The sequence below is a fragment of the Sporomusa acidovorans genome (genome assembly GCF_900101845.1).
Lineage (GTDB): Bacteria > Bacillota > Negativicutes > Sporomusales > Sporomusaceae > Sporomusa > Sporomusa acidovorans.
The window spans coordinates 24,616-41,519 of record NZ_FNAM01000029.1 but is presented as its reverse complement, the minus strand read 5'-3'; the positions used below and the strand labels follow the sequence as shown (position 1 = coordinate 41,519).

The 16,904-nt window shown below is 42.5% G+C and carries 14 protein-coding genes; 13 read left to right on the top strand and 1 reads right to left on the bottom strand.

The genetic code is table 11. The annotated features are described in order from the left end of the window. Positions 1-22: 22 nt before the first annotated feature. The 8 genes from BLR65_RS18330 (at position 23) to BLR65_RS18300 (ending at position 9,892) form a co-directional block, all read left to right on the top strand. A complete protein-coding gene (locus BLR65_RS18330) occupies positions 23-2,071 on the top strand; it encodes a sigma-54 interaction domain-containing protein (RefSeq protein ID WP_093795628.1) in 2,049 nt (682 codons plus the stop codon). Between the two features lie 46 nt (positions 2,072-2,117). Then, a complete protein-coding gene (locus tag BLR65_RS29895; RefSeq protein ID WP_093795627.1) occupies positions 2,118-2,354 on the top strand; it encodes a hypothetical protein in 237 nt (78 codons plus the stop codon). 10 nt (positions 2,355-2,364) lie between these two features. Continuing rightward, complete coding sequence (locus BLR65_RS18320) at positions 2,365-2,733, top strand: DUF362 domain-containing protein (RefSeq protein WP_093795626.1); 369 nt, start codon at positions 2,365-2,367, stop codon at positions 2,731-2,733. Then, the gene (locus tag BLR65_RS29160) at positions 2,703-2,930 is read left to right on the top strand and encodes a hypothetical protein (RefSeq protein WP_143122612.1); all 228 of its coding nucleotides are present in this window, start codon (positions 2,703-2,705) and stop codon (positions 2,928-2,930) included. Before BLR65_RS18320 ends, BLR65_RS29160 begins: the two co-directional genes overlap by 31 nt. A 444-nt stretch (positions 2,931-3,374) precedes the next feature. Next, positions 3,375-5,696 carry a molybdopterin-containing oxidoreductase family protein gene (locus tag BLR65_RS18315; protein WP_093795625.1) on the top strand — a complete coding sequence of 774 codons (2,322 nt, stop codon included), beginning with the start codon at positions 3,375-3,377 and terminating at the stop codon, positions 5,694-5,696. Then, complete coding sequence (locus tag BLR65_RS18310; RefSeq protein ID WP_093795624.1) at positions 5,696-6,025, top strand: 4Fe-4S dicluster domain-containing protein; 330 nt, start codon at positions 5,696-5,698, stop codon at positions 6,023-6,025. The genes BLR65_RS18315 and BLR65_RS18310 overlap by 1 nt, the downstream gene beginning before the upstream one ends. A 294-nt stretch (positions 6,026-6,319) precedes the next feature. Further along, entirely contained in the window at positions 6,320-7,705 is a 1,386-nt protein-coding gene (locus tag BLR65_RS18305; protein ID WP_169716977.1) for an SLC13 family permease, read from the top strand. A gap of 213 nt (positions 7,706-7,918) precedes the next feature. After that, a complete protein-coding gene (locus BLR65_RS18300) occupies positions 7,919-9,892 on the top strand; it encodes a methyl-accepting chemotaxis protein (RefSeq protein ID WP_169716978.1) in 1,974 nt (657 codons plus the stop codon). 228 nt (positions 9,893-10,120) lie between these two features. On the opposite strand, the gene BLR65_RS18295 is transcribed toward BLR65_RS18300, so the two are convergent. Continuing rightward, positions 10,121-11,905, bottom strand: a complete 1,785-nt coding sequence (locus BLR65_RS18295) for a sigma-54 interaction domain-containing protein (protein ID WP_169716979.1) — start codon at positions 11,903-11,905, stop codon at positions 10,121-10,123. Between the two features lie 497 nt (positions 11,906-12,402). On the opposite strand from BLR65_RS18295, the gene BLR65_RS18290 reads away from it, so the two are divergent. From BLR65_RS18290 to BLR65_RS18270, 5 genes are read left to right on the top strand one after another with little or no spacing between them, the layout of a single operon-like run. Further along, the gene (locus BLR65_RS18290; protein WP_093795620.1) at positions 12,403-13,005 is read left to right on the top strand and encodes a TetR/AcrR family transcriptional regulator; all 603 of its coding nucleotides are present in this window, start codon (positions 12,403-12,405) and stop codon (positions 13,003-13,005) included. After that, complete coding sequence (locus BLR65_RS18285) at positions 12,992-13,969, top strand: HlyD family secretion protein (RefSeq protein WP_245692901.1); 978 nt, start codon at positions 12,992-12,994, stop codon at positions 13,967-13,969. The genes BLR65_RS18290 and BLR65_RS18285 overlap by 14 nt, the downstream gene beginning before the upstream one ends. Continuing rightward, positions 13,966-14,868 carry an ABC transporter ATP-binding protein gene (locus BLR65_RS18280; protein WP_093795619.1) on the top strand — a complete coding sequence of 301 codons (903 nt, stop codon included), beginning with the start codon at positions 13,966-13,968 and terminating at the stop codon, positions 14,866-14,868. The genes BLR65_RS18285 and BLR65_RS18280 overlap by 4 nt, the downstream gene beginning before the upstream one ends. Further along, positions 14,865-15,773, top strand: a complete 909-nt coding sequence (locus tag BLR65_RS18275; RefSeq protein WP_093795618.1) for an ABC transporter ATP-binding protein — start codon at positions 14,865-14,867, stop codon at positions 15,771-15,773. Before BLR65_RS18280 ends, BLR65_RS18275 begins: the two co-directional genes overlap by 4 nt. Then, positions 15,770-16,894: an ABC transporter permease gene (locus BLR65_RS18270; RefSeq protein WP_093795617.1), complete on the top strand. Its 1,125-nt coding sequence runs from the start codon at positions 15,770-15,772 to the stop codon at positions 16,892-16,894. The genes BLR65_RS18275 and BLR65_RS18270 overlap by 4 nt, the downstream gene beginning before the upstream one ends. Positions 16,895-16,904 lie beyond the last annotated feature (10 nt).

The window sequence follows — 16,904 nt, the reverse complement described above, 5'->3', positions numbered from 1 at the left end:
AGTGCCTAAAGGAGGTTAGATAATGCAGGGCCGGCAGTTTATTTTAGAAGAAAATGAGGAAAAACAGATTAAAGAACTTACCGCCTTTTTTCGTTCTCAATTCAAGCAATGGGAAAAAATCAGCAAGTGTAGAGAAAATTTTTTGAAAAATACGGGAGAATCAGAAACCTTTGCTGCTGTTCGTCCGGAAGTTATGGCTTCCTGGCACCGGTCTAAAAATTATGGTGTAGTTCCTAATCAGCCGTTGACGCGAAAAGTCTTAGATTCAGCGCAATTTAACAAAGTGCTAAAAGAGAATGAACAACTTATGCAAGTTGCAGTGCCATTATTAAGTAAGCAAGTTCACTTTTTAAACAAGACAAAACCTTTCCGGGTAGGGTTGACGGATCGTAACGGGATTCTGCTGTTTTTATATAATTCCCATATTGACCAGTTAAAGTGTTCCGGCTTAAATCTTTCCGAAGAGTCGGTCGGTACATCTGCCCATGCTATCTGCCTACAATTAGATAAGCCTATGTATTTAATAGGACCGGAACATTATAACGAAGTTATGCAAAGAAGCAGTAAAGTTATAACGGCAATTCCCATACATGACGCCAGAAAAAACATTGTCGCCTCCTTTACCTTTTCTTATCACCGTGATCTTGCTCAAAGTAAGGATGAAGAGACTTTGTTTGTATGGTGGATTGCCTGGCAAATTTCAATGGCTCAGAGAATTGAAAATGCTATGGAAATGGCTAGTCAGAAACACATGTACAGTTTTGATATTAGTCTCTTGTCTACGGCGATGTCCATGCTGGAAGACGGGATGGTTGGCGTAAACTGCTCGGGAAGGGTTATTTATGTAAGCAGTGGCGGGGAAAAAATTCTGGGGATAGGCCAAAACAAGATCTTAGGGAAACCTTATTCTGATATTATTGGCAATTCACCGATGATTGACAATGTATTACAGGGAAAAATAACGGAAGCCACTTTTGCAGCAGACATCATTACCGGCAAGAAATTTAAACACTGTTTATGCGAAGTAAAGTCGATCATGGATAGCCAAGACTGCATGGAAGGCGCAGTTATTCATTTAAAGGAAATAAAAGCCGCCGGCAGTACAGAAAAAAAAGAACGATTTAAAGCCATCTACACGTTTAATGATATTTACGGAAAAAGTATTGCCATGGTCAGAGCAAAGCAAGTGGCACAAAAAATCGCCGGTACCGGCGGCAGTATATTGTTAATTGGCGAGAGCGGCACGGGAAAGGAACTGTTTGCCCATGCCATTCATAATGCCTGTCGCCCGCAAAGTCCTTTTGTTGCCATTAATTGTGCTTCTATTCCTAAGAGCCTGATAGAAAGCGAACTGTTTGGCTATGAAGGAGGAAGTTTTACCGGAGCGGCGCGCAAAGGAAAAGTCGGGAAGTTAGAAATGGCCAACGGTGGAACTTTATTTTTGGATGAAATTGGGGATATGCCGCTTGAGGTACAGGCTGTGTTATTACGGGTACTGGAAGATAAACGTGTTATGCGCATTGGCGGCGAAACCTATATAAAAGTTGATTTTCGTGTTATTGCCGCAACAAATAAGAATCTCTACCAGGCGGTGCAACAAAAGGAGTTTCGGGAGGACCTGTATTTTCGCCTGGCGACCTTTAAACTTTCTATACCGCCGTTACGAAGCAGAGGCAAGGATATTTTAGAATTGGCCCGCCTGTTTATTCACAAGCAAAGCAGTGACCTTAACCGACCGGTACCTGAAATGGAGGCGGCGGTTTGTAAACGCCTTATGCAATATGATTGGCCGGGAAATATCCGGCAATTGAAGAATGCTATGTGTTTTGCGGTTAATATGCGGGAAAAGGGAACTATCCGTTTACGCGATTTGCCAGAGGAACTACTGGATATTGCGGAAAAAAATCAGCAAAAAACAATAAGATCATTAACCGAATTAGAAAAAGAGGCCATAGAAGAAGCCTTGGCCTATACGGGGAATAGTTTAGGAGAAACGGCAATAATACTGGGGTTAGGCCGTACAACTCTGTATCGAAAAATTAAAGCATACGGCATTCATGTTGAACACTGATAAAAAACTGTAAAATACGCGAGGCTAAAGCGAAAAAGACTTGGTTATGGTTGGTCGGAAGACCTGCCGTGACCCAAGTCTTTTTTATTATTGGCATGAATTGTGCAATACAGATAATGTAAGCCAGGGCGAAGGAATCAATAATACTCGCATTAGACCGGAATTAATCCGTGAACTGGTAAAAAGAGTGAATCATGAAGACGCTGTTCCGTTTTTAACAGAAACATCAACATTATATAAAGGAGAACGGCATAATCTCTACAGGGCTCGGCGCATGCATTAAAAATCTCGGTATGGGGCTGGCAAGCCGCAAAGGAAAGAGGCGCCAGCATTCGGCTGTATTACCCATCATTGACAGTTCACAATGTACTTATTGTAAAAAATGTATGAAATGGTGTCCCGCTGATGCTATTATCCAGGACAATGGCAAAGCGTATATTGTCGCCGACAAATGTATTGGCTGCGGCGAGTGTATCGCAACCTGCCGGTTCGATGCAGTAAAATACAATTTTAATGCAGATGAGGGCTATCTTCAGAAAAGTATGGCTGAACACGCCTGCGGTGCCGTGATTGATAAGCCGGGAAAGTGCTTTTATTTTAATGTGTTAATCAATATGACGCAAAATTGCGATTGCCTTGTAAGAAGCCGGACGCGAAACTAATACCCGATCTTGGAATCCTGACATCCAATGATCCGGTAGCCATTGACCAGGCAACACAGGATTTAACAAGAGCTGCCTATGGACAAACATTAGGCCACTTGGCTTTTCCACAAAGAAATGCCTGTATTCAAATTGAACACGCAGCCCAAATAGGCATGGGATCAATGGAGTATGAGTTAATTGAGGTAACTGACTAATGAAAAGGACACACAATGTTAGACAATATCTGCTGTCGTTGACAATGGGCGTGCTTCTAGTTATAGAATTTTTTTATTCCAAGGTATGTCTTGCAAGATAAAAGGATTAAATTTTTAGACCAATCTGAAACAGAAACGATGCCGGCTAGTTCAATCTGAAAAAATTTGCGCTTGACTACCTATTTGATCCGGAAAATGATGACAGTGAAACAATAGGCGAATGATAAATTAAAAAAATTTCTCCCTGCATTATTAATTAAAAAAATGACTAAATTTGCTAGATTTAGAGGGATAATCTGAAGTTTAATTTTAGCGTCATATCCTGATGGACTAGTAAAGTGCGAAGTAAATATGGCATGAATTTTGCGTACTACTGATTCAACGTAGGAGGTGGATTGTTAGGACTGCATTGAGAATCCGAAATAGATATTCAAGGAGGAAAAAATGGAAGAGAAAAACTTAAACACGGAAGGCAGTGCCGCAATTAAATATGGCAATGCCATAGTAGAGGTTAACGAATTTAAAACCCAGGACGACCCGAGGGATCGCAAATGGACCTGGGAAGAAGACGGATATACTGTTTTTCGCGGCAATGCCCGTACAGGTCCGGGCTGCCACGACAACTGCGGGGTTTTAATGTATGTTAAAGACGGTGTATTAGAAAAGATTGAAGGAGATCCGGAAAATCCCTATAATCAAGGACGGCTTTGTCCTAGATGCCTAGCTGTTAAAGAGATGCTTTACCATCCGGATCGCCTCAAATATCCCATGAAACGTGTTGGCAAGCGCGGTGAAAATAAATGGGAAAGACTTACCTGGGATGAAGCCTATGATTTTATTGAGGAAAAATTAAAAGGGGTTTTTGAAAAATATGGCCCGGAGAGCATTTATGTCATGCAGGGAACCGGCCGGGATATTAATGGCTATGGCGGTAGAGTCGCCCAATCCATGGGAAGTCCCAATTATGGCATGGGGTTTCTTAGCGGTAATGCCTGTTATGTTCCGAGAGTTTTCAGTACTGCATTAAAACTGGGTGTTTTGGTTGTTGCGGACTATTCTCAATTTTTCCCTGACCGCTATGATCATCCGGGGTATGAAATACCCGAATATATTTTGATTTGGGGCAATAATCCGGTTGTGTCGAATTCAGATGGTTTGTTAGGACACTGGATTGTTGAATGTATGAAAAGAGGCAGTAAATTAATTACAATTGACCCTAAAATGACATGGCTGGCATCACGTTCAGAGTACTTCTTGCAGGTCAGACCGGGAACGGATGCCGCGTTAGCGCTAGCATTTGCTAATGTTATCTGTGAGGAAGGCTTGTATGACAGAGAATTCGTAGAAAAGTGGACTTATGGCTTTGAGGAGTATGCTGAACATTGTAAAGAATATACTCCGGAAAAGGCGGCTGAGATATGTGGCATCGACGCTTCCATAATACGGGAGGCTGCACGTGCGTTTGCAAAAGCAAGATCTACAGCACTGCAGTGGGGCGTCGCCATGGATCATACCTCTGAAGGCTTTATAACCGGTATGGCATGTATGGATTTGCTTGCTCTCACAGGTAATATTGAAAAGCCAGGTTCTATGGTTGCAGCTCGTCCTTGCTTCGGCGTAGCTCAAACCTGGTCGGGACGCTGGGGTGGAGAAAAACCCATGCTTTCGGAAGAACAAGCGCAAAAGAGAATGAATTCAGATTATCCTGTCTTACAAGCAATGAATTGTATTAGTCAGGATATGTTACTAAAAGCAATGCTTACCGGTGAGCCCTATCCGATCAAAGCTACCTGGATGCAGACGAATAACCCGATTACCTGCATGGGGGCAGATCCGAAACGAATTCTGGAAGCCTTACTGAAGATGGAATTCAATGTTGTTGTAGATATGTTTATGACGCCGACTGCACTTGCTGCTGCCGATGTGGTGTTGCCAGCCGCAGGTTTTGCCGAGAGAATCGGATTAACAGGACATCAGCCTTATTATCTTGGGGCGATTGTTAAAGCTGTTGAGCCAGTTGGTGAATGTAAATCCGACCAACAAATAATTTATGAAATCGGTAAACGTTTTAGGCCGGATAGAAATGAATGGAATAACGACGAGGAGTTCTATAACACAATCCTTGAGCATGCCGGTATTACGTATGAAGATATGAGGAAACGGACTTGGGCTTATCCAGAGTTTGAATATTACAAACATGAAAAAGGTCTGCTACGATCTGACGGAGAGCCCGGATTTGAGACAGCAAGTGGAAAATACGAATTCAAGTGTGATTTTATGGAAATGTTTGATTTGGATTCAGTGGCTTCTTATACGGAACCGCCGGAAAGCCCTGTCAGTACTCCCGAACTAGCTAAAGAATATCCACTTGTTTTAACAACCGGTGCCAGAAGATGGGCGCTGTTCCATTCAGAACATCGGCAAAGTCCATCTATGCGCCGGATAAATCCAGAGCCTATGATTATCATTCATCCGGAAACTGCGGCCAAATATGGAATTAAGGATGATGACTGGGTAGAGGTTGAAAACAACTTCGGTAAGTGTAAATTAAAAGCAGAGCTTTCGATCAGCATCCGTAAAGATACGGTATCGGCTGACCATGCATGGTGGTTCCCGGAAAGAGATCCGGAAGATGGTACTTTATTCGGAGTATTTGAGTCCAATGTTAACTGTCTGGTTCCAATGAGACCAGGGAAATCCGGTATTGGCGCGTCCTATAAATCATTGTTATGTAAAATTTCCAAATATGAAGGGAGCGATCAGTAATGGCGCATGGTTTACTGATTGATTATCAATATTGCAGTGGCTGCCACACTTGTGAAGTCGCGTGTCAACAAGAGCACGGCTATGATGCTAAAACATTGGGAATTGAGATAAAAACACTTGGTCCTACTCAGCTCGAGAATCAGAAATGGCAATATGATTTTATACCTACACCTACGGCGTTGTGTGATCATTGCCAAAATAGAGTTGAAAAAGGCAAAGTTCCGAGTTGTGTAAAACACTGTCAAGCCGGTTGTATGTCATTCGGTGAAGTAACTGATTTGGCAAAAAAAATCAACCGCGAGAAAATGGTTTTATTTTCATTAAAATAAAAAATTAAACGTAAGGGAGGAATAATTAGTATGTGTTTTCGTCCACCAACTGCAATAAAACCGGTAAAGTGTCCTTCATGTGGAACCTTAAACCCTTCTACAAGTACTGTTTGCAAAAAATGTAAAGAACCATTACCGAAGAATTAATATTGCTAAATTGAATTTGCTTAGTATGGCATTGTCATTTTCAAGGATGGCAATGTCATGCTTTTGGATGTTGGTATATTTCGAAAACTTCATCGGAAAATTTTGCGGTTGTTTTTTGTCATTCAAATATGTAGGGAGGGTGTTACATTGACAAAAAAAATTATTGGCCTTATCCTTGGGGTTATATTTTTAATAGGTGCGAAGCTTGTGTCCCCACCGGCAGGGCTTTCAGAACAAGGATTGCTTTCTTTGGGTATATTGGCGTCAGGCATTGCCTTATGGATTTGTGAAACTTTACCTTCGGCAATCACCGGCTTGCTGTTGATGGTACTGGTGCCGATATTTAACCTCATGGATATGACCAATGCGTTTAAAAATTTTGGCAATATATCCGTATTTTTTATCATTGCCTCTTTTTCCATTGTAGTAATTTTACGTAAAACCAAAATTCCTGAAAAGATAGTCGCTAGAATGATGAATTGGGCAGGAACAAATCCTGAAAAATTGGTGTTTGGATTTTTGTTTTGCACGGCAACTTTATCTACGGTTGTGTCAAATACACCTGATGCCTTAATGTTTCTTGGCTTATCCTACCCGATATTAAAAGCCGTTAATGCCAAGCCGGGTTCTTCCAATTTGGGCAAGTGCTTAATGATCGGGATACCTATCTCGGCAATGATCGGCGGTTTTGGCACACCGGCGGGAACCAATATCAATATTCTTGCCATGAGTCTCTTTGAACAAGCCACAGGTACGGCGATAACCTTTGTACAATGGATGTATGTAGGAGTTCCGATGTACCTTATCATGACAACCTTAACCTGGTTTTCGCTTGTTAAAATATTCAAGCCGGAGCCGATTACCGAAGAAATTTTGGCAGAGGTGCGAAGTAAAGCAAGTCAACTGGGACAGTCTGATGCCTATGAACAAAAGGTTATTATTGCAATCACCACTTTGTTTGTGCTATGGATTGCCGGGAGCTGGATTCCGGCCCTGAATACGACTATCGTGGCAATTGTAGGACTGGTAGCCATGTTTCTGCCTAAAATTGAACTTATGACCTGGGATGAGTTCTGCAAGGGGGTTCCCTGGGCCGTTGTCATTGTATTTGGTAGTGTAAATGTTGTTGCCGCTGCGGTTTTAAAACATGGAGCCGCCCAGTGGATTGCTGATTTATTCATACACTCTACGCAAAATATGGCCGTTTTACCTATTTTGCTATTCTTTTCACTGCTTATTGTTTGTATGCATGCTGTGTTTCCGGTTGGACCGGCGGCAGTTGCCATGTTTACTGCACCGATGGTAGCGGTTGCCAATGCCGGTGGCTTCTCGCCGGTGATTATCGCATTTGTGCTGGCATTCGGTTTTGGGGCAACCTGGCTATTGCCGATCAATCCGGTTTTTCTGCTAACTTATAATGAGGGTTATTATAAAATGACCGACACGTTGAAAGCAGGGATTTTACCTTCCATAGGGTTGATTGTGACTTTAGCCGTCGTGGTACCCTTTATTGTTTCTTTAATTGGCCTATAATTGTAAAGTCTTAGAGTATGACGACTTTAACTATGATATTGCTCATTAAAAAATAATGGCAATGTCATGGTTAAACCTTTTGTTTTTTTACATAGTAAAGTAAACAGAATTTATACGATAGGTATGTGGAAGCAAAGTTGCAGGTAATACAGGGATGATTGGCAACTCGTCAGAAACATTGCACAAAAAATGCGTATGAGGGTGAATTTTTTTATGAAGAGTATCAAGATAAAATTTGCTGCAATTGTTCTTAGCTTAGTTGCACTTGCATTAGGTTTACTGGCAGGATTGAATTATTGGCAGGCTCAAAAAATTATAGTACAGGACACAGAACAAGAACTTACTAGTAAAGCACAAGGGAGTGCCTTCCAAATCAGCGGCTGGTTGAATAGCCAAAAGAATGAAATTGCATTAATTGCCCGCTCACCTATTATTGCTAGCGGCAAGCAAGACACGATAATGCCTTACCTAGCCTCTGAACTGGAAGATGCTAAGATTTATGAAGGTTTGATATGGATTGCTGGCAATGGCGATTCGTTTGACCATAAAGGAGTCACAAGAAATTTAGCAGAACGTGAGTATTTTAAACGCTCAATTAAGGGAGAAACGTATATTTCCGATCCTATTGTGTCTAAAGAAACGAATAAGTCAGTTACTGTTATCTCGGTTCCCATTCGGGTTGAAAACCGCATCATCGGCGTGATTGCTGCTCTGATTCATATTGAGGAGCTGGAAAAACTAGTTTCTGAAGTAAAGTCAGGCGAAACAGGCTATGCCTATATGATTCGGGGTGACGGAACTATTATCATGCATCCCAATAAAGAATTGATCAATTCGATCAGCTGCCTTATTGATCCTAATGCACCGCCAACATTAAAGGCCGCTACTGAAAAAATGATCAAAGGGGAACAAGGCATTGTACGATACGAAAATTTCGGAAGTAAAAGATATCTTGCTTATGCGCCAATTGCGGGGTGCAATTGGTCGATAGGTGTAAATGTGCCGGAGAATGAAGTAAGAGCAAAACTTAACACATTTACCTGGACATCAGTTGGTATCAGTCTGCTTGTGCTGATTATAGCTGCTGCTATTGTGCTGCTGTTAGCAAGCAAATTCGCTAAGCCGTTGAAAAAGCTTGAGAGTGCGGCCGGATGCATTGCTGACGGGGATCTTACGCTGAGCGACATTAACGTTTATTCTCAGGATGAAATGGGTCATGTGGCCCGTGCTTTTGAAACAATGACGGCTAATCTGCGACGTCTGGTACAGCATATTAATGGTTCCTCTGAACAGGTTGCCGCCTCTTCGCAAGAGCTAACTGCGAATTCCGAACAGGTAGCCCAGGTTGCAGGCCAGGTGAGTTCCTCTATTACTGATACCGCTCAGAGTGTTGAGCGTCAGGTGAAAGCTGTGGAGGAAGCATTAAGCATGGTGGAAAAAATTACGTCTGGTGCTCAGGAAGAGGCTGCTAAGACGGAGAATTCCATTGCTATTGCCACCAAAGCTGTTAGTGCGGCTGCAGCGGGAAATAGCGCAGTGGAAAGCGCTATTCAGCAGATGAATAATATTAGGCAGACGGTAGATAATTCTGCACAGGTAGTTTCTGAACTTGGACAACAATCCCAAGAAATTGGACAAATTGTCGAAACAATTTCCGGCTTAGCCGGACAAACCAATTTATTGGCATTAAACGCCGCTATTGAGGCGGCACGGGCAGGCGAACAGGGAAGAGGGTTTGCCGTAGTTGCTGAAGAAGTTAGAAAATTGGCCGAGCAATCCCAGGAGGCGGCTAAGCAGATTGCAGCCCTCATTGGCAATATCCAGAGTAAAACAGATAGGGCGGTAGCTGCGATGAATACGGGCACGCAGGAAGTTAAGATTGGCTCCGAGGTGGTTAATCAGGCCGGTAAGTCCTTTATGGATATTGATACACAGATAAAACAAATGGCGTTCATCGCTCAGGAAGCCGCCGATGGAATGAAACGACTTGCCAGCTTCAGTACACAGGTTCTTGCATCAATGAAAGAAATTGAGATTATCTGCCGTGAAATTGCCGGTCAGACACAAAGTATTTCTGCTGCAACCGAGGAACAATCGGCGTCCATGGAGGAGATCGCATCTTCAAGTCATCACCTGGCACAATTGGCAGAAGAACTACAGGCGACAATCAATAAGTTCAGGATGTAAGCCAACTCGCTGCTTTACCAATAACCTCGTTATCAATTTTATGGATACTATATACAACACATTACAGTTTTGCAGGCGGTGGTGGGTTGGGGAATATATAGTATTATATTGAAAAATTAAAATGAGTTGCTAATTATAGAATTAAGTTTTATAATTAGCAACTCATTTATTTACTTTTTGGCAGAAAAACAAGTAGCAGAAGCTTAGAAACAACCTGAAAGGCAGTATTTAGTCTAAGTCCATACAGGAGATGCCATATTCCTTAATCCTTCTATATAACGTAGTGCGACTCATCTGTAGAATGTCGGCTGCCTCTTTGACACTATTGTTTGCCGATAATAATGCATCTTCAATCGCTTCTCTTTCTAATTCCGCCATGGTTTTAACTGAAATGGCTTTCTGAGGCAGGTTTTTACTTCTTATTATTTTTTCGGGCAAATCGTCTAAGGTTATTTTTTCGCCGATTAACATACTGACTGCATAATCAATGGTATTTTTCAATTGCCGTACATTTCCAGGCCATTCATATTTCAAAAGTTTTTGTTTTACTGCATCATCCATTTGCGGTATCACAGTCTGCATTGAACATTCATCTTCAATAAACTGTTGCGCCAGTCTTAAAATGTCGCTTTTCCTTTGCCGCAGCGGCGGAATCAAAATTTCGAAAGTTGCAATACGATAATACAAATCTTCCCGGAAGCTCTTATTGTCGATCATTTCCTGCAAATTTTGGTTGGTTGCCGCTACGATACGGAAATCAACTTTGCTGGATTCCGTTCCGCCAATACGCATAACCTGCTTATCTTCCAAAACACGAAGAAATACGGCCTGCAATTCTAGCGGCATGTCCCCTATTTCATCCAGAAATAGGGTTCCGCCATGTGCCATTTGAATCTTTCCTACGCGTCCGTTTTTGTCAGCGCCCGTGAAAGCTCCGCCTTCATAGCCAAAAAGTTCGCTTTCGAGAATACCTTTTGGCAGAGCGGCACAATTGACAGCAACAAAAGGCCCTTCCGGTCGTGATGCCTGATGAATTGCGTGAGCAAATAGTTCTTTACCTGTCCCGCTTTCGCCGATAAGTAATATGCTTTTCATCGTATTGGCTACTTTTTTCGTTATTTGTTTAGCTTTTAACATTTCCTCGCTGTTGCCTAAAATTATATCTACCGGATGGGTTATGCCTGCTGCATCTCTTATTGGAGCTTTGCTGTTGGCAGTAACATTAGAAATGCAGAGTAACACAGAATGCTCATCTTGCGGCATGGAAGCGGATTTCATTTTAATGAGATATTTTTGATCATTACTTACAAAGGTATACTGCGCAATTACATGGTTATTCTTTATTTTTTTCTTGAGGAGTCTTTCTATTTCCGGAATTACGCCAAGAATAACAGAATAGGGCTTTCCCATTACGTTGCCTTTGGGGGTTCCCAATAAAGCTTCCCCGTTGTTATTTATGTAGGAAATGTTCCCTGTCGAATCGACAGCGATGACAGATTCGTCGACTAAGGACATCGCCGTATCAAACGAAACATTTTCTACCCGGATTTGGGGCTTATAAGTCAGTGATACAATAGATTGTTCGATGTTTTTTTCCAGCATAAACAGGAAATTGAGCATCCATAAAAAATGAGACTTTTCTATTTCTGTGTATGTAAGGTCTCCAAAGTATGGAATTGTAAGTGCGGCTATAATTCTATCGGTTTGATCATAAATGGGGACAGAAAAAGTAACTTTCGGCTTTCGTAAATCCGGATGATAATTTTCCGGTGAAAGAACATAGACAGGCTTTTCCAAATTAATGCAAAGCGAGTGGGAAGTAGTGCCGACGGATTCTTCGGACAAATCATTGCCTAAGCCCATTCCATCTAAAGCACTATTAGCCACAAATAAATTAATACCATTTTTATCATATAAAGATAATCCGGATGATTTATTTAGAAGCGTATGAGATAAATTCGTCAATAAAGGAATTGCCGAATCAATTAATATTTTATTATCTTTCAGCAGCATTTTAATTTGCCTGTCGCTGACTCGTTTTAAAATCAGTGCTCTATCAGGCTTGATATTATTATTTTTCGAGCGAATCCAGGAATTGACTATAGGTATTCTTACAATTGATTTCTCAGACGGAGGTTGATTGTATTTAATTAAATTTGTATAGTAATTTTGAATTTCTGTGTATTGACTCGACGTATAATGAAAAAAAGATAACATTTCCGATAGAGTGTGTGATGTGAAATGTTTTTTTTGCATTTCATGCAATGACCCATAATCCATTTGACAAAAGCCCCTTTAAACGAATTAAAAATGCAATTGCGTACTATTAATATTATAGCTTATTTTGCTTTACGTGTAATAAATTTTTTATTTTAAACAATTGAGGGTAGCTTTTTTGCGATTTGCGTATGGGCTGGTAATTAAAAAATAATTCAGGCTATTATTGACAAATTAGAGGTGTTTCCGTTATTATTTAATCAAACGATTAATTTAATTTCGGGAGGGGTACTGTGGAAAAGGATACGAGGGAAAAATTAATGGAGACAGGGGAAAGATTGTTTTCGGAAAAGGGTTTGTCAGGAGTTTCTATCCGTGAACTCGCGAGGGAAGCAGGCGCGAACAGCGCTCTAATTTCCTACCACTTTGGCAGCAAAGAAGGGTTATATTCAGCCATTCTTGAAAAACAGTTTTCACCAATCAATGCGTTGTTGGACTCGGTTTCGGGAACAGAGATTTCACCTACTGAAAAAATTCTTACCTATGCACGCTGTGTCGCCAAAGTGCACGGAACAGTGCCTTTTCTTACGAAATTTCTTATAGGCGAGATTATTAACCCATCGCGTTTCTTTGAACCGTTTATCCAAAAGTATATTCACCGGATCTATAATTTTTTGGTTGAAACGTTGCGGGAAGGGATTCGCTGCGGCGAATTTCGCAAAAATATTGATGTAAATACGGCGGCGCTGGCTTTAGCCGGTATGATGAATTTCTATTTTATTACCCGTCCTATTTCGCAGCGCTTTGTACCTGGTGATAGTGAACAGGATAAAGAGTTTGTCATGAAAGCTGTAGAGATATTTTTAAATGGGGTGGCCAATTATGGCAATGAATAAAAAGATAATTGCTGGTGTTGTGATTATTGTACTGGCAGTGGCGGTGGGAGGATATAAATATTTGCGACCGGGGGAAACCGGCATTACGGCCACCGGCACTGTTGAGGTAACGAGAGCGGACGTGATGCCTAAAGTGAGCGGCTATCTGACCGGACTAAAGGTAAAGGTGGGGGACACTGTCCAGGCCCGGCAAAAGGTGGCCGAGATAACCAGAAATGACCTTGAAGCGCAGGTTATTCGGGATGAAGCGGTGTTAGCCAAAGCCTCTGCTCAACTGCGGGATCTGGAAGCAGGGTCGCGCAGTCAGGAATTGCAGGAGTTGCAGGCTGCGCTTGATTCGGCGCAATCAGTATATGAAAAGGCGAAGCAGGATTATCAGCGTTACCAAAATTTATATGCAGCAGGTGCGATTTCTGCCCAGCAACTGGATGCCGCCCGCTCTAGCCTGGAAGTGGCCTATAGCAGTATGGCAGCGGCCAATCAGCGGTTAAGCCTTGGAAATGAAGGCAATCGCCCGGAAGTTATTGAGGCTCAGCGCCAGGAACTGGAGCGCAGCAAGGCTGTGTTGGCTGCCAGCAAAGTATTGTTAGCCGATACGGAAGTGATCAGTCCGATTAGCGGACTGATTCTTTCCAAAAATTTTGAAGACGGCGAGTACGTGAATCCCGGGGCGGCTATTTTAACTGTTGGCGATATGAGTGATTGCTGGGTCAAGATTTATATTTCGTCAGCTCAACTCGGACTAATTTCTGTAGGGCAAGAGGCTAAAGTCAAAGTGGATTCTTTTCCGGACAGAATATTCCGGGGAGAAATTAAGGAAATTAACCAAAACGCCGAGTTTACGCCGCGTCAAAGTATTACCCAGAGTGAACGGGCCAATCTGGTATTTGCGGTTAAGGTAAAGCTTGACAATTCAGAAGGAATTTTGAAGCCGGGTATGCCTGCCGATGTGGTGCTTAAATGATCACCTTGACAAATGTAACGAAACGATTTGGAAAATTAACGGCCGTAAATAACCTCAATTTACGGGTTGAGGCCGGTAAAATTTTTGGTTTAGTCGGGCCGGACGGCGCCGGTAAGACTACCACAATTCGCATGATTGTCGGGATAATGGAGTTGTCGGCAGGGCATATCAATTTGTTAGGCAGTGATCAGATTGAACAGGTTAAAGATCAAATCGGCTATGTTCCGCAAAAGTTCAGCCTTTATGGCGATCTTACAGTTATGGAAAATATCCGGGTTATCGGCGCCCTGTATGGGGCTGATGAACGGCGGGTCAAGGAGCTCGGCACAGAAATATTGGCATTTACCAATCTGTTGCCGTTCAAAGACCGTTTGACCGACAACCTTTCCGGCGGCATGAAGCAAAAGCTGGCATTGGCTGCCGGTCTTATGCACCGGCCCAAAGTTTTTTTCCTGGATGAACCCACAACCGGTGTTGATCCTGTTTCGCGCCGGGAGTTCTGGCAGATGCTGTACCGCCTAAATAAAGAAGGAATGACAATTTTTGTTTCTACTCCCTATATGGACGAAGCAGAATTGTGTACACAGGTAGCGTTTATGAATCAAGGTCAAGTAGTAGCCTGTGATACGCCTGAACGCCTGAAGGCGGCTTATCCTTATCGCCTGTTGGAGCTTAAAGCTGAGAGTAAACAAATAAAAAAGCTGCTGGCAAAGTGTCCTATACTTGATATTAATGCTTTCGGCAGTTATTATCATTTGGTAACGGCGCCTGACTTAGAGGGCGAACTGCCTATTGAAGCTGCCTTAAAGGCGGCCGGAATAAGTGGATATGGCTTGCGGGAAATTCCACCAACGCTAGAGGACATTTTTGTTCACCTGGCAGGGGGAGGAGAAGCATGAAATATGCTGTTGAAACCCAAGAACTTACTCGAACTTTTGGTGATTTTGTTGCCGTCAATCGAGTGAATCTTAGAATTCCCCAAGGCAGCATTTACGGATTTTTAGGACCTAATGGCTCAGGAAAGTCGACAACGATTCGTATGCTTTGCGGAATTTTGGCGCCTTCAAGCGGAAGCGGCCATATTCTGGGGATGGATTTGACCAAACAGGGAGAAGCCATTAAAGAAAAAATTGGTTATATGTCGCAGAAATTTAGTTTGTATGATGATTTAACGGTGATGGAAAATCTTGAATTTTACGCTGGTTTGTACAGTCTGACGACGGTTCAGCGGCAGGAGCGGATCGAGAATATGCTGGAGATGGCTCGACTGAAGGATCGTCAGCACGAAATGACGGCCAATCTGTCAGGTGGCTGGAAACAACGATTGGCGTTAGGCTGTTCCATTTTGCATGAACCATCCATTTTGTTTTTGGACGAACCAACCGGCGGTGTTGATCCCAAATCCCGCCGTATGTTTTGGGACATTATCTATGATTTGGCAAACAAAGGTACAACCATTATGGTTACGACTCATTTTATGGATGAGGTTGAACATTGTGATTATATCGGGTTTATTTATGAAGGTAACTTAATCGCCGATAATACCCCAGCCAGCCTCAAACGCGATTTGCCGGGAGTGCTGCTGGAGCTTCCCACACAAGATCCCATGGGGTTGCTTAATGATCTTATGGCGTTTGAGCGGGAGGTTTTGGATGTCTATCCTTATGGAACGAGCGTCCATGTGCTAATTCATGAGGAACGGTTAATAGACTATCAAACCTATGAGTATCGAATAATCACTCCCTCGCTGGAAGATGTGTTTGTATATTATGTTAAAGCTAAGCGGAAGGAGAGGGGTTTATGATTCGTCTGAGAGCCTTACTGATTAAAGAGTTTATCCAAATGCGGCGGGATCGACTGACCTTCGCTATGATGGTAGGTCTGCCAATTGTACAATTGCTATTGTTTGGGTTTGCCATTAATACCGATGTCAAGCATTTGTCCACCATTGTCTTTGATCAGTCGCTGCAGCAGGAAGGACGCGAATTATTGTCGGCCTTCCAAGCCAGTGAATATTTTTCTATAAATTATGCGGCAAAAAATTATCAGGAAGTGACAGAGGCTGTTGAGAGTGGCAAGGCAAAGGTCGGCGTAATTATTCCACCCGATTACACAGATAATCTGAAACATGGGCGCAGCGCCGCCGTGCAGGTGATTGTGGACGCATCTGATTCTATGGCGGCTTCCTCAGCTATTTCGTCGGCACAATTAATTGGGCAGATCCGTTCCCAGGAAATACTAATAAAACGGATGCAGGGATCGCTGGGAAAGCAGTTGATTTCACCCATAGATATTCGCATTCGCGCTTGGTATAATCCTGACTTTATCTCCGCGTTTTATATGGTGCCGGGTATATTGGGTGTTGTACTGACCATGACCATGGTAATGATTACTTCTATGGCGATTGTGCGGGAACGGGAGCGGGGCACAATGGAACAGTTGATTGTGACGCCAATGAAATCACATGAATTAATGCTGGGGAAAATTATCCCTTATATTTTTGTTGGTTATGTTCAGGCTACTTTGGCCCTGATTGTTGGTGCACTGGTATTTGATGTGCCGATGCGGGGAAGTATTGGCCTGCTGTATGGATTGACGACACTATTTATTATTGCTTCTTTATCTTTAGGGGTACTCATCTCTACGATCGCTAAGACACAAATGCAAGCGATGCAAATGTCGTTTTTTGTCTTTTTGCCCAGTGTGCTGTTATCCGGTTTTATGTTTCCCAGGGAAGCGATGCCACAGATCTTCTACTATTTGGGGCAGTTACTGCCGCTTACTTTCTATTTGGAAATACTACGTGGTATTGTTCTCAAAGGGATTGGCCTCAACTTACTGTGGTCGCAGGTGTTTGCTCTTGTCGTATATATCCTGGCAGCTTTGTCGATCAGTATTATAAAATTTCAAAAGAAAATCGCTTAATCATTTCAAG

What these genes read in the sequence shown, in the direction of transcription:
- BLR65_RS18330 (WP_093795628.1), top strand. Translation starts at nt 23, where the DNA reads ATGCAGGGCCGGCAGTTTATTTTAGAAGAAAATGAGGAAAAACAGATT.
- BLR65_RS29895 (WP_093795627.1), top strand. Translation starts at nt 2,118, where the DNA reads ATGGTTGGTCGGAAGACCTGCCGTGACCCAAGTCTTTTTTATTATTGG.
- BLR65_RS18320 (WP_093795626.1), top strand. Translation starts at nt 2,365, where the DNA reads ATGGGGCTGGCAAGCCGCAAAGGAAAGAGGCGCCAGCATTCGGCTGTA.
- BLR65_RS18315 (WP_093795625.1), top strand. Translation starts at nt 3,375, where the DNA reads ATGGAAGAGAAAAACTTAAACACGGAAGGCAGTGCCGCAATTAAATAT.
- BLR65_RS18310 (WP_093795624.1), top strand. Translation starts at nt 5,696, where the DNA reads ATGGCGCATGGTTTACTGATTGATTATCAATATTGCAGTGGCTGCCAC.
- BLR65_RS18300 (WP_169716978.1), top strand. Translation starts at nt 7,919, where the DNA reads ATGAAGAGTATCAAGATAAAATTTGCTGCAATTGTTCTTAGCTTAGTT.
- BLR65_RS18295 (WP_169716979.1), bottom strand. Translation starts at nt 11,905, where the DNA reads ATGCTGCTGAAAGATAATAAAATATTAATTGATTCGGCAATTCCTTTA.
- BLR65_RS18285 (WP_245692901.1), top strand. Translation starts at nt 12,992, where the DNA reads ATGGCAATGAATAAAAAGATAATTGCTGGTGTTGTGATTATTGTACTG.
- BLR65_RS18280 (WP_093795619.1), top strand. Translation starts at nt 13,966, where the DNA reads ATGATCACCTTGACAAATGTAACGAAACGATTTGGAAAATTAACGGCC.
- BLR65_RS18275 (WP_093795618.1), top strand. Translation starts at nt 14,865, where the DNA reads ATGAAATATGCTGTTGAAACCCAAGAACTTACTCGAACTTTTGGTGAT.
- BLR65_RS18270 (WP_093795617.1), top strand. Translation starts at nt 15,770, where the DNA reads ATGATTCGTCTGAGAGCCTTACTGATTAAAGAGTTTATCCAAATGCGG.